Annotated in this window: 18 protein-coding genes and 1 pseudogene; 10 read left to right on the forward strand and 9 right to left on the reverse strand. The window is 68.2% G+C overall.

Annotation, left to right across the window (positions count from 1 at the left end; translation table 11 throughout):
- The first annotated feature begins 9 nt into the window (after window positions 1–9).
- Window positions 10–2,721, forward strand: a complete 2,712-nt coding sequence (locus tag ACTMTI_RS05300) for a molybdopterin-dependent oxidoreductase (RefSeq protein ID WP_441118470.1) — start codon at window positions 10–12, stop codon at window positions 2,719–2,721.
- Between the two features lie 42 nt (window positions 2,722–2,763).
- On the opposite strand, the gene ACTMTI_RS05305 is transcribed toward ACTMTI_RS05300, so the two are convergent.
- Window positions 2,764–3,441, reverse strand: coding sequence for a macro domain-containing protein (locus ACTMTI_RS05305; protein ID WP_441118471.1), 678 nt, complete (start codon window positions 3,439–3,441; stop codon window positions 2,764–2,766).
- Window positions 3,442–3,756: 315 nt separating this feature from the next.
- Here ACTMTI_RS05305 and ACTMTI_RS05310 point away from each other — a divergent pair, with 315 nt between their 5' ends.
- Together ACTMTI_RS05310 and ACTMTI_RS05315 are read left to right on the forward strand one after the other, a co-directional pair.
- Window positions 3,757–5,373, forward strand: coding sequence for an ADP-ribosyltransferase domain-containing protein (locus tag ACTMTI_RS05310; protein ID WP_441118472.1), 1,617 nt, complete (start codon window positions 3,757–3,759; stop codon window positions 5,371–5,373).
- Between the two features lie 582 nt (window positions 5,374–5,955).
- Window positions 5,956–6,792: a M23 family metallopeptidase gene (locus ACTMTI_RS05315; protein ID WP_441118473.1), complete on the forward strand. Its 837-nt coding sequence runs from the start codon at window positions 5,956–5,958 to the stop codon at window positions 6,790–6,792.
- A gap of 284 nt (window positions 6,793–7,076) precedes the next feature.
- Here the strand turns inward: ACTMTI_RS05315 and ACTMTI_RS05320 are convergent, their stop codons facing one another.
- The 3 genes from ACTMTI_RS05320 to ACTMTI_RS05330 form a co-directional block, all read right to left on the reverse strand.
- Window positions 7,077–7,481, reverse strand: a complete 405-nt coding sequence (locus tag ACTMTI_RS05320; RefSeq protein ID WP_441118474.1) for a hypothetical protein — start codon at window positions 7,479–7,481, stop codon at window positions 7,077–7,079.
- A 191-nt stretch (window positions 7,482–7,672) separates the two neighbouring features.
- The gene (locus tag ACTMTI_RS05325) at window positions 7,673–9,061 is read right to left on the reverse strand and encodes a serine hydrolase domain-containing protein (RefSeq protein ID WP_441118475.1); all 1,389 of its coding nucleotides are present in this window, start codon (window positions 9,059–9,061) and stop codon (window positions 7,673–7,675) included.
- Window positions 9,062–9,184: 123 nt separating this feature from the next.
- Window positions 9,185–10,360, reverse strand: a complete 1,176-nt coding sequence (locus ACTMTI_RS05330) for an MFS transporter (RefSeq protein ID WP_441118476.1) — start codon at window positions 10,358–10,360, stop codon at window positions 9,185–9,187.
- Window positions 10,361–10,496: 136 nt separating this feature from the next.
- Here ACTMTI_RS05330 and ACTMTI_RS05335 point away from each other — a divergent pair, with 136 nt between their 5' ends.
- Complete coding sequence (locus ACTMTI_RS05335; RefSeq protein ID WP_441118477.1) at window positions 10,497–10,661, forward strand: hypothetical protein; 165 nt, start codon at window positions 10,497–10,499, stop codon at window positions 10,659–10,661.
- 10 nt (window positions 10,662–10,671) lie between these two features.
- On the opposite strand, the gene ACTMTI_RS05340 is transcribed toward ACTMTI_RS05335, so the two are convergent.
- The 4 genes from ACTMTI_RS05340 to ACTMTI_RS05355 all read right to left on the reverse strand — a co-directional run bounded on the left by ACTMTI_RS05340 (window position 10,672) and on the right by ACTMTI_RS05355 (window position 13,659).
- Window positions 10,672–11,886, reverse strand: coding sequence for a cytochrome P450 (locus tag ACTMTI_RS05340; protein ID WP_441118478.1), 1,215 nt, complete (start codon window positions 11,884–11,886; stop codon window positions 10,672–10,674).
- A gap of 173 nt (window positions 11,887–12,059) precedes the next feature.
- On the reverse strand, window positions 12,060–12,512 hold the full coding sequence (locus ACTMTI_RS05345; protein WP_441118479.1) for an iron chaperone: 453 nt from the start codon (window positions 12,510–12,512) through the stop codon (window positions 12,060–12,062).
- A gap of 100 nt (window positions 12,513–12,612) precedes the next feature.
- Window positions 12,613–13,224 (reverse strand): glyoxalase, encoded by a 612-nt coding sequence (locus ACTMTI_RS05350; RefSeq protein ID WP_441118480.1) that lies wholly within the window; start codon window positions 13,222–13,224, stop codon window positions 12,613–12,615.
- 78 nt (window positions 13,225–13,302) lie between these two features.
- Entirely contained in the window at window positions 13,303–13,659 is a 357-nt protein-coding gene (locus ACTMTI_RS05355) for a VOC family protein (RefSeq protein WP_441118481.1), read from the reverse strand.
- A gap of 177 nt (window positions 13,660–13,836) precedes the next feature.
- Here ACTMTI_RS05355 and ACTMTI_RS05360 point away from each other — a divergent pair, with 177 nt between their 5' ends.
- The 6 genes and pseudogenes from ACTMTI_RS05360 to ACTMTI_RS05385 all read left to right on the forward strand — a co-directional run.
- Window positions 13,837–16,650, forward strand: coding sequence for an ATP-binding protein (locus tag ACTMTI_RS05360; protein WP_441118482.1), 2,814 nt, complete (start codon window positions 13,837–13,839; stop codon window positions 16,648–16,650).
- A 252-nt stretch (window positions 16,651–16,902) separates the two neighbouring features.
- The gene (locus tag ACTMTI_RS05365) at window positions 16,903–17,469 is read left to right on the forward strand and encodes an RNA polymerase sigma factor (RefSeq protein ID WP_441118483.1); all 567 of its coding nucleotides are present in this window, start codon (window positions 16,903–16,905) and stop codon (window positions 17,467–17,469) included.
- A complete protein-coding gene (locus tag ACTMTI_RS05370; protein WP_441118484.1) occupies window positions 17,462–18,499 on the forward strand; it encodes a CU044_5270 family protein in 1,038 nt (345 codons plus the stop codon). The genes ACTMTI_RS05365 and ACTMTI_RS05370 overlap by 8 nt, the downstream gene beginning before the upstream one ends.
- Before the next feature lie 71 nt (window positions 18,500–18,570).
- On the forward strand, window positions 18,571–19,416 hold the full coding sequence (locus tag ACTMTI_RS05375) for a hypothetical protein (RefSeq protein WP_441118485.1): 846 nt from the start codon (window positions 18,571–18,573) through the stop codon (window positions 19,414–19,416).
- Window positions 19,417–19,584: 168 nt separating this feature from the next.
- Window positions 19,585–19,920, forward strand: a complete 336-nt coding sequence (locus ACTMTI_RS05380) for a hypothetical protein (protein ID WP_441118486.1) — start codon at window positions 19,585–19,587, stop codon at window positions 19,918–19,920.
- Window positions 19,921–19,981: 61 nt separating this feature from the next.
- Window positions 19,982–20,849: pseudogene (locus ACTMTI_RS05385) on the forward strand (IS5 family transposase); the annotation flags it as partial.
- A 50-nt stretch (window positions 20,850–20,899) separates the two neighbouring features.
- Here ACTMTI_RS05385 and ACTMTI_RS05390 read toward each other — a convergent pair.
- A complete protein-coding gene (locus tag ACTMTI_RS05390) occupies window positions 20,900–21,742 on the reverse strand; it encodes a calcium-binding protein (RefSeq protein ID WP_441118851.1) in 843 nt (280 codons plus the stop codon).
- Window positions 21,743–21,946: the final 204 nt, after the last annotated feature.

Below are 21,946 nucleotides of genomic sequence, written 5' to 3' on the forward strand. Positions count from 1 at the left end.
GGGGCAGCGATGAAGATCGAGGTGAATGGCAGGACTTTCAGCGAGAAGCCGCGCCCGGGGCAGTGTCTGCGGACGTTCCTGCGCGACCTCGGCTGGCTCGGCGTGAAGAAGGGCTGTGACGCGGGCGACTGCGGTGCGTGTACGGTGCACGTCGACGGCGTGCCCGTGCACAGTTGCGTGTTCCCCGCTTTTCGCGCGGTCGGCCACAAGGTGACGACGGTCGAAGGACTCGCCCACGACGGCGAACCGCATCCGATGCAGCGCAACTTCCTCGCCGCGCAGGGCTTCCAGTGCGGTTTCTGCACTGCCGGGATGCTCATGACGGCAGCCGTTCTCAGCGAGGACCAGCTACGCGATCTGTCCCAGGCTTTGAAGGGGAACCTGTGCCGGTGCACCGGCTACCGCTCGATCGAGGACGCGATCAACGGGGTGGCGCACGTCGAGGAGTCCGGGCCGGGGCAGTCGTTCGGGTGTAATGTGCCCGCGCCGGCCGGTCCCGAGGTGGTGACCGGTATGGCCCGCTACACGTTGGACTTCGCCCCCGACGGTCTGCTGCATCTCAAGCTGCTCCGCTCGCCGTACGCGCACGCCCGCATCGTGGAGATCGACAAGAGCGCCGCGCTGGCCGTCCCCGGAGTGCACGCCGTACTCACCTTCGAGGATTCGCCGCGGCGGCTCTTCTCGACCGGACGTCACGAGAACTCGGAGGTCGATCCCGACGACACGCTGGTGTTCGACGACGTCATCCGCTTCGCCGGCCAGCGGGTCGCGGGCGTCGTGGCCGAATCCGTGGCCGCCGCGGAGGAGGGATGCCGTCGGCTGATGGTCCGCTACGACATCCTGCCCGCCGTGTTCGACCCCGAGGAGGCGATGGCGCCCGGCGCCCCCGTCCTCCACGACAAGGGGCCCGAACAGCGCATCGCGCATGCCGAGCGCAACGTCGCCGCCGAGGTGCACGGTGACATCGGCGACGTCGAGACGGGCTTCGCGCAGGCCGACGCGGTGCACGAGCAGAGCTACTTCACGCAGCGCGTTCAGCACGTGCCTCTTGAGACGCACGCGTCGATCGCCTGGCTGGACGAGTCCGGCCGTCTCATCGTGCGGTCGAGCACCCAGGTGCCGTTTCTCACCCAGAGGGCGCTGTGTGATGTGTTCGACCTGCCGGCGGAGAAGGTGCGTGTGCTCTGCGGTCGCGTCGGCGGCGGGTTCGGCGGCAAACAGGAGATGCTCACCGAGGACGTCGTCGCGCTGGCGACGCTGCGCACGGGACGGCCGGTGCAGCTCGAGTACACCCGTGAGGAGATGTTCGTCGGCGGCACCACCCGCCATCCGGTCACCGTGCACGTCAAGGTCGGCGCGCGCCGCGACGGGACGCTCACGGCCATCCAGCTGCGTACGGTGTCGAACACCGGCGCGTACGGCAATCACGCCGCCCAAACCCTGTTCCACGGCAGCAACGAGTCGATCGCCGTCTACCGCTGCCCGAACAAGAAGGTCGACGGCTATGCCGTCTACACCAACACGCCGCCTGCCGGTGCCTTCCGCGGGTACGGCCTCAGCCAGACGATCTTCGCGGTCGAGTCGGCGATGGACGAGCTCGCCCGCGAGCTCGACATGGACCCGATCGCATTCCGCGAACTCAACGTCATCAGACCGGGCGACGAAATGGTGTCCTTCAGCACCGAGCCGGACGACGTCCAGATCGGCAGCTACGGCCTGGGGGAGTGCCTCACCCTCGTCGCCGAGGCCCTGCGCGAAGGCAACGGGGTGCGGCCGCCAGGCGGCGACTGGCTGGTGGGTGAGGGCGTGGCGCTGGGGATGCTGGACGCGACCCCGCCGCACGGGCACTGGGCCGACGCGCGGATCAGGCTGATGGCCGACGGCGTTTACGAGCTGGCTGTCGGCACGGCCGAGTTCGGCAACGGCACGACGACTGTGCACCAGCAGATGGCCGCCACAGCGCTGGGCACGGTCGTCGACCGGATCCGCATCGTTCAGGCCGATACCGACCTCGTCGGCCACGACACCGGGGCGTTCGGTTCGACCGGGACGATGGTCGCGAGCCTGGCGACCCTGCGTGCGGCGCAGGCGCTACGTGAGCGAATCGTCGCCGCCGTGGCCGAGCACGCCGAGGTGGACCCGTCGGCCTGCGACCTCGACGGCGGCCATGTGCGCTGCGACGGCGTGCGTGTCGCCCTCGAGGATGTGTGGTCCGCGATGCGGGCAGCGGGCCGGGAACTGTCCGCGGCCGGCACGTATGGCGGCTCGCCGCGTTCGGTGACGTTCAACGTTCAGGGCTTCCGGGTCGCGGTCAATCCCCGGACCGGCGAGATCAGGATTCTGCAGAGCGTTCATGCGGCCGATGCCGGCCGCGTCGTCAATCCGATGCAGTGCCGGGGGCAGATCGAGGGCGGGGTCGCGCAGGGCCTGGGCGCGGCGATGTACGAGTCGATGATCGTGGATGACGCCGGACACGTCACCACGAAGACCCTGCGCAACTACCACATCCCGGCCTTCGGCGACGTGCCCAGGACCGAGGTTCACTTCGCCGGCACCTTCGATGTCATCGGCCCGCTGGGCGCCAAATCGATGAGCGAGAGCCCGTTCCTTCCGGTGGCTCCCGCCCTGGCCAACGCGGTGCGGGACGCCACCGGGATCCGCTTCGGTTCGCTCCCCCTGGCCCGCGACCACGTCTACCTGACCATCGCGCGTGACGCCTGAGGTCCGACTCATGCGCGGGTTGGATGAGTCGCGTTCACCTCGTCAACCACGCGAGCGGGGCGGCTGGGGCGGCTTGATCCGCACCCGCTCCTCCTCCGGGCGGCTCTCGATGTCGCCGAGTTGCTCGCGGATCGTCTTCCGCAGGTCGTCGTAGTCCCAGAAGTAGTAGTCGTTGAACAGGGTGTAGCCGGTCCACATCAGGTTGGCGCACACCCGCGGCGGCACCTTGCCCGTCGCCGCGCCCATGCCGACCAGCGCCACCGACTCGATGCTGCCCGGCTCCTTCTCGTTCTGCATGTGGATGGCCTGGAACGCGGCGGCGCACGCCAGAGCCACGTTCAGCGTCTCGCTCACGTTCTGCACCGACTGCTCCATCGTCGGCGTCGAGATCAGGAACTTGGGGTTGGTCGCCCCGGACGGTACGCACACCGCGCTTCCCACCGGCAGCGACCCTCCGAACTGATCGCTGATCGCTCGCTGGACGCGCAGCTGGATCCCCGCCCCGAGATGCCGCTTGATGACCGCATCGACCCCGCCGTCCATCCGCCCTCGGGAGTTCGTCGGGCTGACCCAGGCATCGACGTGCTGGTCGAGGATGGACCCCTGGTGGATCTCGACCTCGGGAGTGTCGGCGAACGCCGCACGCCACGCCTCCACCACTTTCGCGTTGACGTCCGCCAGCACCACCTTGAGCAGCGGTTTCACGAGCTTGACGGCCATGGCTCACTCCGGTCTCGGGGAGGGGGGTTGATCCAACGTCCCCGAAGATACCGCGCCACGCGGGCGAACGTGATGTTGGTTGGAGCTTCGGAACGATCTCCGCGTTTGCGGACGTACGGCCTCCGGGTTACTCTGCCATGATCCTTCCGCGGACCATGCCTTGAAGAAAAACTGACGCCCGCGACAGGAGAGCCCACCCACTCCAGTGGGTGGGCTTTCTGGTTCTCCGACATCGCACCGGGGTCTTCGCGCGGCGTAATTCCCCCAGCCCTCGACCACCCGTGCCGTCACCGGCACGGCTCGCCGGAGCCCACGATGAGCGACACCAACGTCCCCACCCCGCCGGACCCGAATGACCCGCTGGCCCTCGCCGAACTCTTCAAGGGGGGCGGCGAGCCGTGGCTGCCGCTCTTGAAGCCGGTCATCGAGGCGCAGCCGGCCGCGGCCACGTTCATCGGCCCGGGCCGCAGCCCGAACGTCGTGCCCGTCCGGGAACTGACCTTCCAGGCGCTCAAGCCCAACCCGCCGCACAAGTGGAAGGTCGTCGTCTTCGGCCAGAACCCGTACCCGCGGGCCGAGAGCGCCACCGGCATCGCCATGTTCGACAACACCTTCCACGACTGGGCCGACAGCCAGTTCGGCAAGGTCATCACCATCCGCTGCATCATCAAGGCGGCGGCGATGTGGAAGCACGGCATCCCCAAGAAGACGCCGATCGCCGACATCCGCGCGCTCCTGAAGAAGCACGACACCGTGCAGCCGCCGGAGTGGTTCCAGGCGATGCTCACGCAGGGCGTGTTGCTTCTGAACGCGGCACTCACCGCCAGCGGCGACGGGACGATGGCCGCCGGCCAGCACACCGCGTTCTGGCGACCGGTCGTCGAGAAGCTCGTCGAGGAGATCCTGAGGGCCAAGCAGAACGCCGACGAGGCCGACCGGGGCGTGGTCTTCGCGTGGTGGGGGGTGCACGCCCGCAGCCTGAAGGAGGTCGTACTCCGGCTCCAGAAGAAGTATCCCGAGGTGGAGGTCTGGCACATTGACCACCCCAACCCCGCGGCACAGGGCGACATCTTCTGCGACGGGAACCACTTCGACGCGGTGAACACGGCGCTCAAGGCGCTTGGAGCCAACGAGATCGACTGGCTGCCCAGCAAGGGCTGGAACAAGCTCACGGCGCAAGCCGGTGGGGCGGACGCCGACACGGCCGACCGCATGGGGGCGTTCATCGCCTCCACGATGGAGTTGCACCAGCTCTACCTCGAACGGCTCGCCAGCGTCAAGGACGAGGGGCTGGTACTTCCCGCGATCACCGGCGTGTTCGACACCCCGCTCATGGACTTCCGCGAGGCTGTCGCGCCGGTGGCCAAGCTGCTGTCGGGCCTCGACCGGCACGTGAAGCAGTCGCACCAGTTCGGCGAGATTCAGGTGAGCGGCGGGGCCGGCGGCCTGTCCGCCGACGAGGTCGCGGCCCTCTACCTCTACACCTGCGAGTCGGCGTTCTATCGGCAGATCAACGCCACCCTGCGCAACCCGGACCGTACGCGGATCGTCCCGTACCTCCCGTACCTGCGGCTCTTGTTCTCGGCAGTGTCGCGTCTGCCGGCCCGCAAGGAGCCGCTGTGGCGTGGGGTGTCGCTGGACCTGCGGGCGCAGTACCCGCTCGGCCGAACCGTGACCTGGTGGGGCGTGTCCTCGTGTACGTCCAAGCTCAGCGTGGCCCAGGCGTTCCTCGGCCGCCGCGGCAAGCGGACGCTCTTCGAGGTGCACCCCGTACGTGCCGTGGGGATTCGCAGTTTCTCCGCGTTCACCGGCGAGGAGGAGTTCATCCTCGCCCCCGGCACGCAGCTCGAGGTGACCGATGTGAAGACCGAGCGCGGCGGCCTGTGTACGGTGAAGCTCACCGAACTGCCCGAGCAGTGCCTGGTGGCGTGAGCAACTGCAGCATGATCATTACTGCTGCATAAGACGGAAAGGCCACTTTCCGATCATGGGGAGTGGCCTTTTATTCGGTTCGGGATAAGAGGTGACCAAATTGATGATTTTGGGCGTCCATAAAAGCAATGCCCCTCATTGGCTTAGCTGAAGGGTGCTACCACAAACTGCCCCTTGATAGGCGCGCTCTCGCTTTCTGCCTGCTTGGGGAGTCATCTGGACGCCGGACCACGGCTCGATCGTCGCGGACTGCCCGGTTCGGGCTCGACGCCGAACTCGAAGAGCCGCAAAATTTCATGTCACAGAGATTGATGAAAAGAACTTTCAAGGATATGTTCACGATCGACCCGTCCTTCCCCAAGGGCGGTGAGATGTCGAAATGTTCCCTGACCGCGGCCCTCTCTTCCCATCGAGCCTGATCACCCTGCCGCCAACGTAGTTCTGCCGCCATGGGCTCATCGACATCGAGGAACTGGGCGCCTAACCGTATCCCCCCATACGCACCTGTTCAGAGAGGTGAGCATGCCCACAACCGGCAGACCGACCTGGCCGAAGACTTTCAGATCCGCGATCACTGCCCTGTTGGTCGCTCTCGCGGCAGCGCTGATCCCCCAGGCCGCCTCAGCGCAGGGCATCAGCGTCCTGGCTTCTCACAAGAGCCCGTTCAACTGCGGGAAAACCTTCTATGCCAACAACTGGTACCCCGGCCACAACCCATCGGGTTCTCTCGACTGGCAGGACTATGGGGGCGATGACATCGACGGTGAAACCGTACGTGCCACCGCTTCGGGGACCGCGTACTTCTACGACGCGGGAAGCACGAGCTACGGCAAGTGGGTAGAGGTCCGTCACGGTGACGGCACCAGAACCCGCTACGCCCACCTCGCGACCATGGTGAGGTCTGCAGGCAGCTCGCTGAGCGTCGGCCAGGGCACCGCGATCGGGACCGTCGGCTCGACGGGCGGCTCCGGCGCTCCGCACCTGCACTACGAACAGCGGACCTCCACCGGCGCGATGGACACCAGTCCGACCGTAGACGGCGTGACCGTGTCCTTGGGCCAGAAGAAGGCCATCACGAGCACGAACACCTGCGGCAGCAACCCCCACACCCCTGAGGAGGTCTGCGGCAGCGGTTACTCGGTCATCGACTCAGCCGGCCTTACTGGTGGTCGCACCTACCTGCTCTACAACTCGGGTAACGGCAACAACTGCGTCGTGACGCTGAAGACGACGAACCTCGGCTCACCGTCGTCGATGTCGGCCTTCCTGGAGCCGCAAGGGGAGAGCAGGACGACCGACTCGGGCAGCTACGGCTACTACGCGGGGCCCGTCAGGCGCGACGCGGCCGGACAGTGCGTCAAGTGGGGCGGCTCGGTCGGCAGCAGCTCATTCACCAGCCCCTTCGAACACTGCGATTGAAGCGCGTGACCCACTTGATGGCCGGCCGCTGAAGGAGCTGTTGAAGCGTTACTCCAGCGACTGATTTCCTCACCCGCACACATGTCAAAGGCCACTTCCCGATTCTGGGAAGTGGCCTTTGACCTGCGATGGACCCCAGCGGATGTCCATCGAACCGTCGAACTTCCGGCCCGGTCCACGGGCGGAAGCGGATCCGTACCGCAGGGCGCCGCCAGGCGCGAAAAGCGATCTGTGGGCGGCGCGAGTACGGCGCCGTCATCCCGAATTGGACGCCGGCGGCCGGCTCAGCTGCAGCGCGCGACGCGGGACACGGAATACGGCTTGTAGACGGCGGCGTAGAACTTCTTCTTGCCCTTGGTGTGGGCGTTGACCGTCATGCACCGGTACTTGGCGGCCTTGTCGCCGACCGAGCCCTTCCTCACGAACATGATCTTGACACTGACCTTGTGGCTGCAGTGGTTGTTGAAGTAGATGGTCGCGGTCGTGTTGCCCTCGCCCCACGAGTAGTTGGCCGACTTGCCCCTGGGCCTGGTGCAACTGACGCTGTCGCGCTCGACCCCGGCTCCGGCCGACACGGTAGCGGCCTTCGCCGCATTCGTCTGTGCGGAGGCTGCCGTTGCCGGGGTCAGCAGCATAGCCGCCGCAGCAGCGGAGCCGAACAAAACGGATGCGAGCTTCTTGCGGTTCATGCTTCAACCTCTTAGAGCAAATAGATCTTGGGCCGAAACCACCATATCGGTCATCCCAATACAAGGTAAAGTTTGGGTCTGTCTATTCGTCAAGCAGCTGGTCAACCAGTGTGTCGTCCAGGACGTGGGCCGACCTCCACGGTGGACCCATGCGGCTCACCGCCGGCAGCCGGGCACCGCGCGGCGCTTCATCAGGTTCGTAGCCGTGCTGCGCCCCAGAGACGTGCGGCGACGACCGTAAGGCCCGCGGCCGCAGCCGTCACCAGCCAGACCATGAACGTCGGGTAGAGGTAGGCCAGCTGGATCCACATGGCGTCGCGTCCGCGCGCCAGCACGCGATGGATCGGGGCGAGTGTCACGCACAACACGAGCGGGACCAGGTACGGCGCCAGCCGCCATAGCTGCCATCCCGTACGGCGCGCGGCCCATCGCCGGGCACGTACGGCGCCGCGCGCCGCGAGCCCGATGGTCACCAGCGTGAGCAGCGCGAAGAGCACGTCGGTGAGGAGCAGGGACTGCGTGGAGGGCAGCTGCGGGGTGCCGCCTTCGATGATGGCGACGATGCCGGTCATGAGGGCGTGCGCGTCCGAAAAGGCCATGCCGGTGTTGGCCATGACGGCGACGCCGTAGCCGGATTCCGGCATCAGCAGCTGGTGAGCAGTGGAGGTGAACAGGTCGCCGCCGTGCTCGATCACGGGGGTGCCGCGTCCGGTATTGCCGATCATCCACCCGAGGGCGTACTCCTCGTTCTGCTTCGACGGAGTGCGCATTTCGCGGACGGCCTTCTGAGACAGGAGCCCGGTGTTCTGCGCGATCAGCCAGCGCGCCATGTCGTTGGCGGTGCTGAGGATTCCGCCCGAGCCGTTTCCGAACCCGGTGGGCTCGGGTAAGGCGACGGCCTGGCCGAGAACGTACAGGTAACCGCGTGCGCTGCCGGGCAGGTCGCGATCGGTGTTGACGGTCGTGCTGCGACGCATGCCGAGGGGTTCGAACACGTTCGCGTCGAGGTAGTCCGCAAACGGCCGGCCGCTGACCACCTCGACGAGCCGTGCGGCGACCTGGTAGTTGGTGTTGTGGTAGCTGAAGGCGGTCCCGGGATCCGTGGCGAGCCTCGCCGTCCTGAGCCGGGCCACGGCGCCTTCGAGCGTGTCCGGCTGTGGCAGGCTCTTCTCGGGGAAGGCCGAGTCGGCCATGCCCGAGGTCTGATTCAGCAGCTGACGTATGGTGATCTTCGTGGCCCGCGGGTCGGCCATCGTGAACTCGGGCAGGTAGCGGCGCGCCGGTTGGTCCAGGGCGACCTTGCCCGTCTCGGCCAGTTGCATGACGGCCAAGGCGGTGAAGGACTTGCTGACCGAGGCCACCGCCATGGGAGTGTCGGCGGTCACGGGATCGCCGGCGGCGGTGTGACCGTGCCCGGTGGCGTGGATGACCTCGGCCCCTTTCGTGATCGCCACCGCGACCCCCGGCAGCCCTGTGGCCTCGCGGTACTGCTCGACATAGGCGTCGACAGACGTCGGGACCGACGCTGCGGTGTTGGGCGTCAGGGCGAGACAGATCGCGGCAAGGGTGGTTCTGAGCACCTGCCGAAGCTACTTAGGCCCCTGGCCCCTTCACCATTGCGGGAACCCTCTGCGTTTGTTACGGGAAACTGCTACGCATGCGCCACCCGAAGGCCGAACACATCCGCATAGCCGGACGCAGGATCAGCCGGATCTCGTGAGCGACCACAGGGACGCCGCCATGAGGAGAGCAGCCAGCCCGCCGCAGATCATCACGATCGAGACCGAGAAGGCGTCGACGACGGCACCGCCGAAGAACGCGCCGAGGGCGAAGGTCGCTTGGAACGAGGAGGTGAAGACGACCGTGGCGGCTTCGGGCGTGTGGGGGGCGGAGTTCATGAACAATGCCTGCGAACAGACGGGCACGCCGCCATAGGCCAGCCCCCAGAGCACGAGCAATACGACGGCGCCGACGGTCGTGGTGCCGATCAAGGGCAATGACAGGGTGGTGGCCGCGATGAGGCAGCCGCAGGTCACGAAGGCGTGTCGCAGACGTGTGGCGGCGGCCTTGCCGGCCAGGAAGTTGCCGGCGATTCCGGCGATGCCGTACGCCAGCAGGACGGCGCTGACGGCTGCGGGATGCAGGCCGGTGACGTGCTGGAGAAAGGGCGTGACGTAGGTGTAGGTGCCGAAGTGGGCCAGGACGATGAGGAAGGTCGCCAGCAGGGCGATTTTGGCACCCCGACCACGCAGCAGGTCGAGCAGGACGCGAGGGCTGGTGACCTGATGCGCGGGCAGCGGCGGAAGCAGCATCAGCAGCGCGACCAGGACGACGATGGCCAGCGCGGCCAGAGCGAAGAAGGCGGTTCGCCAGCCCGCGAGGTGCCCGATGAAGGTCCCGGCCGGTACGCCGAGCACGGAACCCAGCGGCACGGCAGAGAAGATCAAAGCAGTGGCGGCGCTGACGGACGGCGGCGGCACCAGGCGGCCGCCCAGTCCGGCCCCGATCGACCAGAATCCCCCGATGACGAGGCCGACGAGCACCCGGGAGACCAGCATGACCCAGTAGGAACTCGCCACGGCAGCCAGCACGTCGGCGACGGCGAGCACCGCCATGAGGACGCACAGCATCACCCGGCGGTCCAGGCGGGCGGTGGTCAGCGTGACGGCGGGCGCGGCGATCGAAGCGACGATGCCGGGCAGGGCCATGGTCAGTCCCGTGGTGCCGTCGGAGATGCCGAAGTCGGCGCCGATGTCGGTCAGCAGGCCGATGGGCAAAATCTCGCTGGTGACGATGGCGAAGATGCCCAACATGAGCGAGGTGACCGCGAGCCAGTCGATGAATGGCGAGCGGGGTCGGGTGAGCGTGGTCGTTGACATGGTTCCCGTTCAGGCAGACGCACGTGGACTACGGCCACCCAGCCAATCAACGATGAAGCGGCAGACGCTGGCAGCTTTCAGACGCAACCGTCGCCGGGACAGCACCTGGTGAGCCGCGCGCGCTTTGGTGCGCACCGTGCTGCTCGACTCTGGTGACGCACCCGATCAGCACCCGTTGTCGCTACGGGCCTTCGACAAGGTCACCACCGAACTCGACGTCGTACGCGTCGGCCGGCGCCGCCGCCCTACCCGGGCCGAGGCCGACCGCTGCCTGGGACGACGACGCCGCGCGGTCAGGTGATCATCCGTACTCAGCCTCCCTTGACCGGGAGCCGGAGGGGGCGATAGATCAGTCCGTCATTGGTCCACCGCAGGGTCGACAAGTCCTCTTGGGCACGGAGGGTGGGCAGCCGCGTCACCAAGGCGCGGAAGGCTTCCTGCAGTTCCATCCTGGCCAGATTCGCCCCCAGGCAGTAGTGGGGACCGTGGCCGAACGCCAGGTGCGGGTTGGGCGCCGTCCCGGCGAACCTCTGGATGTCGAACCGCAGTGGATCGTCGAACGCCGACGGATCGTGGTTGGCGCCCGTGGGGTTGGGCAGCACGACGGTGCCCTTCGGGATCACGCCGCTGGACAGCTCGATGTCCTCGGTGGCCCGCCGAAGCAAGCCGTTCCCCCCGGGACCTTCGCAGCGCAGGATCTCCTCCACCGCCGATTCCAGGAGCTCGGGTCGGGCCGCCAGCTGCGCGTACTGCTCAGAGTGGCACAGAAGGCGGAATGCGCCCCGGATGATGATCGATGCGGTGGTCTCGTGCCCGGCCATGATCAGCGTGAAGACCATGTGGGTCAGCTCCGCCTCACTCAGCCTGTCCCCCTCGTCGCGCGCCTCGATGAGCAGGTCAATGAGATCGTCTCCCGGTCTGACCCGGTGCTCCGCGACCAGCTCGCCGGCGTACGCCATGAACGCGGCGAATCCCTCTCCCCTGGCCTCGGCGCTCGCCTCAGAGGTGGACAGGAACATCTCCGTCCAACCGCGGAACTGCTCGAACCGGTCCATCGGGACGCCCAGCATCTCGCAGATCACCCGCGCGGGCAGTGGCAGGGCGAAATCGGCGACCATGTCGAACTCCTGGCCGGCCGCGTCGATCAGCTCGTTGGCGATCGCCGCTGCGCGAGGCCGCCAGCGCTCGATATGCCTGGGAGTGAAGGTGCCTTGCATGATGCGGCGGTAGCGCGTGTGCTCCGGCGGGTCCTGGTTGATCAGTGCTGCGGGGTCGTCCTCGAGGGCGGTGCCGCTCACCATTCTGGGAAGGCCGGGTGCCCGCAGGTTGCGGCTGCTGGCCGGCGAGGTGAGAAGGGCACGGACGTCCTCGTACCTGACGATCATGGGTACCTGGTCTCCGCTCGGCATCGTGGTGGGCTCCATCGGAGCCTGGGCGAGCCTGCGGACCAGGTCAGGGGAGGGGGTGCCGAACGGACCGGGTGGAAGGTCCGGCCAGGGCCATGTGGTGCTGGACCGTGCTGCCATGAGCGCCTCCTGGCGATGCCGTCCAACGAGCCCCCTGAACGTACGAAAGGGCCCGTAGCCGGTCAATGCCTCAGTGGCCACATCTCCCTTGAGCGCCCGCGTAGAAGCCGAAGACAGAAGATCGCCAAGGGTTGATGGTGCGAACGCCCCGCACCGAGATCGCCGGGCGCGCCTCAGCTCACCGCCTGCTTTACCAGCGCGCTGATCCGCGCCTCCACCTCGGGCGTCACCTCGGTCAGGGCGAAACCGGCAGCCCACATCGTGCCGTCGTCCAGGTTCGCCTGGTCGCTGAACCCGAGCGTCGCGTAGCGCGTCTTGAACTTCTCCGCGCTCTGGAAGTGGCACACGATCTTGCCGTCCAGCGCGTAGGCAGGCATCCCATACCAGAGCTTCGGCGCCAGGACCGGGGCGCTGGCTGTGATGACGGCATGGACGCGCTCGGCCATGATCCGGTCCGAGTCCTGCATCTCGGCGATCTTCGCGAGCACGTCCCGCGCCGCCTCCGCCGCCTTGTCCGCGCGTGAGCTGCGGCGCGCTGCCTTCTTCTGCTCTTGGGCGTGGTCCTTCATCGCGGCCCGCTCCTCGGCCGTGAATCCCTTGTATGTGCTGCTTTCGGTGCTGCTCATGGCAGATTTCCCCCTTGAGGATCTTGATATTCGGAGTCTTGCGAAGGGACCTGATGGTCCTCTACTCGGGTCGGTGCCGTCGAGGTCGCCCCGCCGCGCCTCAGACGGACGCGGTCTCCCAGACGAACCCGTCCGGGTCGGTGAAGAGCCCGGCATCGCTGCCGATCACGATCCGGTGCGATCCAGTGCCCTCCTGGGAGACGCCGGTGTCCTTGGCGAGGGCGCGGCGCGGGTAGAGCGCCAGCGTGACGGCCGACGACGGGGTGTCGAACTCGACGTACTTGCCGCCGAAGCTCTTCGCCACGGCCAGGCCGCGGTCGACGTAGAACCGCTTGCTCGCCTTGACATCCGCCACTCCCAACAGGAGCGCGACCTGGTCGATGTGCTGGGCGGCAGGGCCGGTGTCCTTCTTCTTCGAGGTCGCGATCTTGCAGATCGTCCCGTCCGGGGCGCGTACGACGCCGCCGTAGCCCCAGAACCCCTTCGTGGCCGGCTTCAGCGTGGTGGCGCCGGCGTCGAGGGCGGCGCCGATGAGGGCGTCGACGTTGCCCGGCTGGGACGCCACGAGTGACAGCGCGAACCCACGGAAGCCGGTCGTCGGCGCATCCGAGGCGCGTACGTTCACGTAAGGGCCCAGGCCGAAGGCTTTGTAGAAGGCGTCCGCGGCCGCGGGGTCGGGAACTTCCAGGGTGACGGATGCGAAGGAGGTCATGGCAGGTCCTTTGAGCGAGGGGGGTTTGTCGTCTTGTCGGGGGCCGCTACGCGGCGGATATGGGGGGCAGGCCGGTGCTCACCGGTCCTGCAGGAGCCCGAGGACGTTGCCGTCGGGGTCGGTGACAGTGGCCACCAGGCGGCCGCCGCCGACGTCGTGCGCGGCCTCCTTCACGGTGGCACCCGCGGCGGTCACCTCGGCCAGCTTCGCCTCGATGTCCGGCACGTGCCAGTAGGCCACCGGTGAGGTCATGCCCTGCGGTCCACCGCCCGGCACCAGCCCGATGTGCTGGCCCTCGGCATCGAAGCCGACGTAGTAGGACGAGTCGGCCTGCGGCGGGACGCCGAGCAGGGCGGCGTACACCGCCTTGGCCTTCGCCAGGTCGGACACGGGGTGCAGCACGGTCTTGATTCCCTGGGTGGGAGAGCCGGTCATGGTCACTCCTGTAGTCGTGGGTCGCATCGACCCGCTGTGTGCGTATTCACAGCTTTCCTTCCGGCCAGGCCGATCCACATCCGTGGTGACCACGGAACCGCCCACGGATCGGCGGCACGGATCGGACACCGTGGCCACTGCGGATGGGGGCGCGGAGGGATGCGGCAAACTGGGGCAATGGTGACAGGAGTGGAGATCTCGCCTCGAGAAGCCGAGGTGCTGGAACTGGTCGGGGCCCATCTCAGCAACGCCGAGATCGCGGCACGGCTGTGCATCTCGGTGCGTACCGTGGAGAGTCACGTCTCCTCGCTGCTGCGCAAGCTGGAGGTGCCGGATCGGCGGGCGCTCGCCCAGCGTGCACCCGAGCCGGCCGGCGCCGGCCCGTCTCACCCGGCACCGGTTCTGCCGGCCCCGCTGACCTCGTTCATCGGCCGGGTGAACGAACGGGCCGAGCTGACCGAGATGATCAAGGCGCACCGCCAGGTGACCGCGATCGGTCCCGGCGGAGTGGGCAAGACCCGGCTCGCGTTGGCGGTGGCCGCGCAAGCAGCCGGCGAGTACTCCGACGGGGTGTGGTTCGTCGACCTCGTCCCGGTCACCGATCCGGGCGTGATCGCGACTGCGGTCGCCGGGGCGCTCGGCCTCGGTGAGCAGCCCGGTCGCGACATGACCGAGTCCGTGGCCGCCGCGCTGGCCGACCGTCATGCGCTGCTGGTGCTGGACAACTGCGAGCAAGTGGTGGACGGGGTGGCGCTCTTTCTCGAGCGGCTGCTGGCGACGTGCCCTCGAGTGACGGTGCTGGCGACCAGCCGGGCCCGGCTGATGGTGCCCTTCGAACGGGTGTATCAGGTACCACCGCTGTCGCTGGCCGTCGACGGCGAGTCGGACGCGGTCGCGTTGTTCATGGAGCGGGCGGCGGCGGTCGGCTGGCCGCTGGATCCTCCACTGCACGACCAGATCGCCTCGATCTGTGAGCGGCTGGATGGAATGGCGCTGGCGATCGAGCTGGCCGCCGCCCGGTATCCCACGCTCGGGCTGGACGGCATCACCGCCGCCCTGTCCCACCCGCTGCGGATGCTCACCGGCGGCTCCCGTGCCGATGAGCGGCACCGTTCGGTGCGGGCGGCGCTGGACTGGAGCCATGCCCTGCTGGAGCCGGGCGACCGGGCGCTGCTGCGCCGGGTGTCGGTGTTCGTGGCGCCGTTCACCGTTGCTGCGGCGGCGGACGTCACCGGGTCCGAGGAAGGCCTGGTCGCCGACGGGCTGGCCCGGCTCGCCGAACAGAGCCTGCTGATGGTGACGGCGTCCGCGAACGGTACGAAGTACCGAGCGTTGGAGACCATCCGACAGTACGCGACCGAGCGGCTCACCGAGGCCGGTGAGCTGGCCGACACCCGAGCCCGGCACCTTCGCTGGTGCCTGGCCAAGGCCGCCGACCTGGCGGTGGTGGGAGCGGACTGGCGGGCCCGGTTCGACGCGGTTGCGGACGATCTCCGCGCCGCCCTGGCCTGGGCGGCCGACCAGCCGGAGCAGCATGCGGACGCGCAGCGCATCGCCCGGCGTCTGGCGGAACTGACCTTCAACCGCAACCTGATCGGCGAATCCCAGCAGCGATACGAGCAGGCGGCCGCGCTCGCCGACGACCCCGCCACCACCGCATCGATGCTCCGGCACGCCGCGGCCGTGGCCGGCTGCCGGACGCGTGGTGATGACATGTACCGCCTCCACCGCGCCGCCGCGGACGCTGTCCGCCGAGCTGGGGATACCGCCGCCGCCGCCCGCGACCTGGCGACCGCCGCCACAACCGCGTACCGGTTCTCGAGCACGTTCGTGCAGATCCCGCCCCGGGAGGAGGCGATCGCACTGATCAGCGAGGCGCGGGATCTGGCCGGTGACGACCCGAACGCGCAGGCGGCGGTGGCGCTGGCCGAGGCCGGGGTGCTCACCGACGCGTTCGGCGCCGCTCAGGGCCCGCCCGACAACACGGTGCCAGAGACGCTTGCGCGCGCCGAGCGAGCGGTCGAACTCGCGCGCCGTACCGGCGACCCGCTCGCCGAGTCCGCCGCACTCGACGCGCTCACCGCCGCCCAGAGCTGGGCCGGTGACACGTTCGCCACCGCGGCCACGGCCCGGCGCCGGGTCATGCTGCTGTCGTCCACACCGGATACTCCGGCCGGCACGCACGAGCTGATCGACGCGCTCGGCATGGCTGCCCAGACCAGCCTCGGCGCTGGGAACCTGCCGGGCGCCAACCGGTGGGCACGGCAACTCGCCGACCATCCGTCACTGGCCGAGGTAGGCCACCGTGCCACGAGCTGGCTGCTGGTCGCCGACGCGCTGGCGGGCAACGTTGACCAGGCGCTCACCGGTAGCACGCGGTTCCTCGACGCGTGGCAGCGGGCGGGTAGCCCAGCCACGTTGGCCCTCGGCCCGGCGGCGGCGGCAGTGGCGATGATCCACCACCTCCGCGACGACCACGACGCCGAGCGCGAATGGCGGACGCTCCTGGATCGGCTCGGCGACACACCTGAGCGCACCTACGGCTATGGGGCTGTCTTCGACGCGATGAGGCTGCTTCACCGTGGGCAGGGCAGGAAGGCTCTGGAGCGGATGGCGCCCGAGCCCGGCGAGGTATGGAAATGGGTCACCTGGATCTGGCTCCACTGGTACGTGGCGCTACGCGCAGAGGCCGCCGTGCTCGCCGGGCGCCCCGACGCTCGCGACCGCCTGGCCGACGCCCGGACCATCACGGCCGGAAACCCGGTCGCCAGCGCCATCGTGGAGCGTGCCGAAGCACTTCTCGACAATGACCAGGAGCGACTGCTCGCCACGGCAGACGCCTTCGACGCCGCCGGCTGCCGGTACCAGTCGGCACGGACCCTGGTGCTCGCCGACGGCGACCATGCCGCCCGCGGCGCCGCCGCGCTCGCCGACCTCGGCCTCGCCCCGATGGCTCCTGCCCTGACACCGATGATGACCTCAGAGCGATAGTCGCTGAGTTTGATCTGGCGGATCCTACTCAGCGACTGTCTGCCGCCCCTCGACGACCGGAAATATCGCGAGGACATGGACGTAGCCGATCAAGCGGTCGCCACGGTGGACCCCGATCAGGCCCCCTCTCCCAGTGGCGGCCCGCGGAGAAACATCGGCCCCGGCGTGAACTCTTCGGCGGAGCAGCGGTAAATACAGGCGAATCTGCCCGCTTGCCGCATCTGGGCACCGCGTGAAGGAGCTGACCAGTCCATGGCCGAACCGGCGACAGCCGAGGCCGCCGACACCGACCTGATCCGCCGATCGTTGCGGGAGCCGGAGGCGTTCGCCACAGTGTTCGACCGGCACGCGCCTGCCCTGCACCGCTACGCGGCCCGCAGGCTCGGTTACGACTCGGCCGAGGACGTGGTGTCCGAGACGTTCCTGGCAGCGTTCGAACACCGGCACCGCTACCAGCCCGGCCAGGCCGACGCCCGGCCCTGGTTGTACGGCATCGCCTCGAACGTGATCGGCAAACGGCGGCGGCGCGAGGTGGCCCGCTACCGCGCGTACGTGCGCGGCGGCGTGGACCCGGCGGAGATCACCGGTGGGCCGGTGGAGGACGGAGTGGGCACGCTCGCGGTCAACAGGCCGCTGGTGGCGGCGCTGGCCGGGTTACGCACCGGGGACCGGGACGCGCTGCTGCTGGTGGCGTGGGCGGAGTTGACGTACGAGGAGGTGGCCGAGGCGCTGAACGTCCCGGTCGGGACCGTGCGATCCCGGCTCAACCGGGCGCGCAAGAAGGTCCGCCAGGCACTGGAAGGGGCAGACCATGGATGAGATGGAGGAGCTCGGCCGGCTGTGGGCCAAGATCCCCGAGGCGACCGAGCGTGACCTGGCGGGCTCCCGTGCCGCCCTGGTGTCCCGGTTCGACCGTCCGCGCCCCAGGTGGCGTACCTCGCTGCCGATCCGGCGCGTCGCCCTGGTCGGCGCGATGGCGGTGACGCTCACCGCCGGCATCCTCGTCACCGAGGTGGGTCTGGGCGGCTCCGGCCCGCACACCCCCGGGTACCTGCTCGCCGCGCCTCCGGCCGACGCCAAGGCGCTGCTCAACCTGGCCGCGCAGGCCGCCGCCGACCAGCCTGACACGGTGCCGGCCCGCGGCCAGTACGTCCACACCAAGAGACTGGCCCAGCGCAGTCTGTACACCGAGGACGAGTCGGGCCGGACGCAGTACGCCAAGGTGCTGGTCAACGAGGAGCGCTGGGAGGCCGCCGACGTGGGCAAGCCCTGGCTGAGCCGTGAGCAGGGCCTGTCAGCCACGGGACCGGCGCCCCGGTATCTCTGGGACCACGGCTCCGAGGACATTGTGTACGAGCCGGCGGCCTGCCCCGGCCAGCCGGCCTACGCCCGGCTGAGCGCCTGGCCGACGGACCCCGCCCAGGTGCGCGCGAAGATCGTGGCCGACACGGGCGAGGAGCCGCTGCGCATCTGGTCCTCCCTCCAGGGCCTGGTCGCCGAGTCCGTGGTACGTCCCAGCCTGGGCGCCGCGCTGTACCAGGTGGCCGCCGGGCTGGACGGCATCGTGCTCATCCCCGATGCCGTGGACGCCGCCGGCCGCCCCGGCCTGGCCGTCGCCATGGACGAGGGCAACGGCACCCGGTCCGAGCTGATCTTCGACCGGCGGACCTATCGCTACCTGGGCGAGCGCACGGTGAACACCAGGGACCGCAAGGTGAAAACGCCCTCTGGCGGCGAGCACACCGAGAAGAAGGGCGCGGTGAACGGCACCGCAGTGCTCGCCGTCGATCTCGTTCCCGGGCTGCCCGAAGTGTCGCCGAAGGCGTCCCGCATGAAGATCCCCTGCTGAGACTTCCCCCGATCCGGCCTTTCTGCCGGAAGTTCTGTTTCGCATGTCCACACAGATGAAGGAGTTTTGCCATGTTCATCGCAGCGAAGGCCGTCGCGGTCACCCTGCTCATCGCTTCGTCCGGCGGTCTCACCTCGCCGGAGACGGAGGCCGCGTACAAGAAGAAGGCCGCCATGGAGGAGACGAGGGTCGCCTGCATGCAGGAGCAGGGCTTCACCTACCTGGCTGAGCCGGTCATCAAGCGCACGTGGCAGCCCGGGGAGCGCGAGCGGCTGACGGGCGACTATGAGGCGCTGCGCGCGTACCGGGCCAAATACGGGTTCGGCGTCTGGTCCAAGGTCGTCTATCCGCGCGACACGGTGGTCAACCCCGTGTCGGGGGAGAACCCGAACAACGAGAACCTGATGGCGATGTCGGCGGAGGAGCTGAAGAAGTGGCGCGCCGCCGACGACGGCTGCTTCGCCAAGGCCGCCAAGCAGCACCTGGGCAAGACCGTCACCTCGTACTGGGACGACTACCTCACCAAGCTCAACGCGGCGCTGGACAAGTCCTTGGTCCCGCTCGACAAGGACAAGCAGCTCGCGCAGCTCGGCGAGCGGTTCGCCAAGTGCCTGGGCGTCAGCCCGACCAAGCCCTCGGCCTTGGCCGAGCTCGGTCAGTCGCAGTACACGAAGCAGGCCACGGAGGTCGCCAAGAAGCAGCACAAGGGCCCGCTGCCGAAGGTGCCCAAGGGCCACATCCTGATCATGAAGCCGCTGCTGAAGCCGGAGGAGGCTAGGCCGTACCTGGACAAGGAGATCAAGGCGGCTCTGAAGGACCTGGAGTGCGGGAAGTCCTTCTACGCCGTTTACTCGCCCAAGGCCTGGGCGGCCAAGGAGCGGGTGTACCAGGAGTTCGCCGTGGACCACGCGCTCTGACCCGGGAGAGGACGCGCGCGAGCGAGCCGGCCGACTGCCTGGCCCGTATCCGCAGCGAATGTCGGCAACACTGGTGCCCACCACCAGCAGTCTGACCAACCCGGTGAACCTGAGTGGTCAACGCATTAGTCTGATTCCGGGACGACTCGGACGGAGGCGCAGACGCAGATGAGCGACACCGACCCCCACGTCCACGTCGAGCAGAAGGTGATGCAGGCCAGCGCCGGTGGCCGCAATGCGACCGTGTCGTTGTTGGGCCTCGTGCCCGACGCACCGAGTGTCGTCACCACCGGTTGCGGACTCCAAGTGCCCTATGCGATGACCTCTCCTCGTCCGGAAAGCGTCACCTGCCTCGCCTGCCGGGAACACGCTTCCCGGGAGCACCTGCGCTTCGCCGAGCAGGTGGAGCGCCTGAGCCGGTGGCCTGGCGCACCCCTCACCGGCGAACAGGCGGCCAAGGCCGCGCAATGGGCCCGGGACCTCGCGAAAAGGTTCTCCGGCTAGGCCGTGTCCCGTGATCTTTGGCGCCGGTTTGGTGTAGATCATTAGCGTGGATGAGGAACGTCTGAAACGTCATGATCTGACCGATGAGGAGGAGCGGCTGGAGCCGCTGCTGCCGGTGAGCACGGGCTGGGGCGCGCGGTGGAACGACCACCGGACAGTGATCAACGGGATCTTCCACCGGACGCGGACAGGCACCCGTGGCGGGACCTGCCGCCCTGCTACGGGGCGTGGAAGACGGCCTGCAATCGGCATCGCCGCTGGTCACTGGATGGGACCTGGGCACGGATCCTCGATGAGCTGCGGGCGGGGTGCGATGAGGCCGAGGGTGAGGACTGGACGGTCAGCGCCGACTCCACGGTGGTGCGCGCCCACCAGCACGCGGCGCGGCATGCCCCGGCCCTGGACATCCCGTCAAAGGGGCCGATAAAGATCACGAACGGGTGACGTCGAGCCGGGAGGCGCTGGGCCGCTCCCGAGGCGGGTTGTCCACCAAGATTCACCTGGTCGCCGACCGGCGCTGCCGTCCGATCGCCCGGCTCACCAGCCCTGGCCAGCACGGTGACTCGCCCCGCTTCATCCCCCTGATGGAGTCCATCCGCATCCAGCGGCGCGGGCTGGGCAGGCCGCGCAAGCGGCCCGCCCGCGCGATGGGCGACAAAGCCTACTCCTCACGGGGAAATCGCGCCTACCTGCGCAGACACGGTAATCAGGCGGTCATCCCCGTCAAGGAGGATCAGAAGGCCAACCGGGGCTCGGCCGGAGGCCGCCCGCCCAACTTCGACGCCGAGCGGTACAAGGAGCGCAACACCATCGAGCGCTGCGTCAACAAGCTCCGCCAGTATCGGGCCGTGGCCACCCGCTTCGACAAGCGCGAGCGCATCTACCAGGGCACCCTCGATGTCGCCTCGATCCGGATCTGGCTCCGGGACCCCTCACATGATCACGGGGCACGGCCTAGGTCGGGGTCAGCCGCCGCAAGTCAGAGTTCGCATGAGACCTTGGTTTCCGCGGTGCAGGTGTCGATGCCGTTGCCGCCGTTCGCGCTGTCTGTGCCTTCACCGCCGCGGAGAACGTCGGCTCCGAGATCGCCGAAGAGCTGGTCATTACCATGCTGGCCGAAGATGACGTCGATGCCGTCGCCGCCGTGAATGGTGTCGTTGCCATCGGACAGCTCGTCGGTGGCAGCGCAGGTGGTGAGGAGACCCGCCGTAACTGTCCCGCGTTCGCCGCAGATGAAGTCGGCGCCATCGGTGCCTTCCTGAGCACCTCCGCCTCCATGGATGGTGTCAGGACCGATCGCGCTCCCGATGATGTGATCCGCACCGGGTCCGCCGAAGAGCTTCATGCCGTATCCGGCTCGCCGGAGGCAGTGCAAGACCAGTTCGTAGTCGACGTAGCCGGCTCCGCCGCAGATGCGATCGTTGCCCAGCCCGCCGTCGATGGTGGAGAATGACGCCCCGCCGCCGTTCCCGCCTTCGGAGATGAGGGTGTCGTTACCCTCGTTGCCTTCGATAATGCCCCCTTCGTGATGAGGGGAGTAGATGCCGCCGCCGCCGACGATGTGGTCGGCACCCAGGCCACCCTGGATCAAGCCATTGTTGCCGCCCAGGGCATTGATCCTGTCATTGCCGGGGCCGCCATGGATCACGCCGGTCTTCGTGTTGCCCTCGATCCCCGCGGGGGAGAGGTTGATCGTGTCGTTTCCGTTGCCGCCGTTTATGGTGCCGGCGTTGTTGATGCCGCCCGTATTCGAGTAGTTGATCTCGATGGTGTCGTCGCCCTCGAGTCCGCTGACGGTGTAGCCGGCCTGGTTGGCGAGCATGCAGATGATCTTGTCGTCTTCAGAGGTTCCATTAACGATTTTGTCTGGCCCGTAAGGCACTAAGACGTCATTGACGAGACACCCCGCCTCGGCCAATGCGGGTGCCGGCGCAGCCAATACCACCCCTGTGGTCAGTGTGCCCAGGGCGAGGATGTGGGTGACGGAGGTACGGAGACGGGGAGTGCGACCTGACTGCATGACTTT

This window comes from Nonomuraea sp. H19 (assembly GCF_052068215.1).
GTDB lineage: Bacteria > Actinomycetota > Actinomycetes > Streptosporangiales > Streptosporangiaceae > Nonomuraea.

Excerpts from the sequence above, each read along its gene's own strand:
- ACTMTI_RS05300 (WP_441118470.1), top strand. The coding sequence starts at position 10 with ATGAAGATCGAGGTGAATGGCAGGACTTTCAGCGAGAAGCCGCGCCCG.
- ACTMTI_RS05305 (WP_441118471.1), bottom strand. The coding sequence starts at position 3,441 with ATGGCCGTCAAGCTCGTGAAACCGCTGCTCAAGGTGGTGCTGGCGGAC.
- ACTMTI_RS05310 (WP_441118472.1), top strand. The coding sequence starts at position 3,757 with ATGAGCGACACCAACGTCCCCACCCCGCCGGACCCGAATGACCCGCTG.
- ACTMTI_RS05320 (WP_441118474.1), bottom strand. The coding sequence starts at position 7,481 with ATGAACCGCAAGAAGCTCGCATCCGTTTTGTTCGGCTCCGCTGCTGCG.
- ACTMTI_RS05330 (WP_441118476.1), bottom strand. The coding sequence starts at position 10,360 with ATGTCAACGACCACGCTCACCCGACCCCGCTCGCCATTCATCGACTGG.
- ACTMTI_RS05340 (WP_441118478.1), bottom strand. The coding sequence starts at position 11,886 with ATGGCAGCACGGTCCAGCACCACATGGCCCTGGCCGGACCTTCCACCC.
- ACTMTI_RS05345 (WP_441118479.1), bottom strand. The coding sequence starts at position 12,512 with ATGAGCAGCACCGAAAGCAGCACATACAAGGGATTCACGGCCGAGGAG.
- ACTMTI_RS05350 (WP_441118480.1), bottom strand. The coding sequence starts at position 13,224 with ATGACCTCCTTCGCATCCGTCACCCTGGAAGTTCCCGACCCCGCGGCC.
- ACTMTI_RS05355 (WP_441118481.1), bottom strand. The coding sequence starts at position 13,659 with ATGACCGGCTCTCCCACCCAGGGAATCAAGACCGTGCTGCACCCCGTG.
- ACTMTI_RS05360 (WP_441118482.1), top strand. The coding sequence starts at position 13,837 with ATGGTGACAGGAGTGGAGATCTCGCCTCGAGAAGCCGAGGTGCTGGAA.
- ACTMTI_RS05365 (WP_441118483.1), top strand. The coding sequence starts at position 16,903 with ATGGCCGAACCGGCGACAGCCGAGGCCGCCGACACCGACCTGATCCGC.
- ACTMTI_RS05370 (WP_441118484.1), top strand. The coding sequence starts at position 17,462 with ATGGATGAGATGGAGGAGCTCGGCCGGCTGTGGGCCAAGATCCCCGAG.
- ACTMTI_RS05375 (WP_441118485.1), top strand. The coding sequence starts at position 18,571 with ATGTTCATCGCAGCGAAGGCCGTCGCGGTCACCCTGCTCATCGCTTCG.
- ACTMTI_RS05380 (WP_441118486.1), top strand. The coding sequence starts at position 19,585 with ATGAGCGACACCGACCCCCACGTCCACGTCGAGCAGAAGGTGATGCAG.
- ACTMTI_RS05390 (WP_441118851.1), bottom strand. The coding sequence starts at position 21,742 with ATGCTCGCCAACCAGGCCGGCTACACCGTCAGCGGACTCGAGGGCGAC.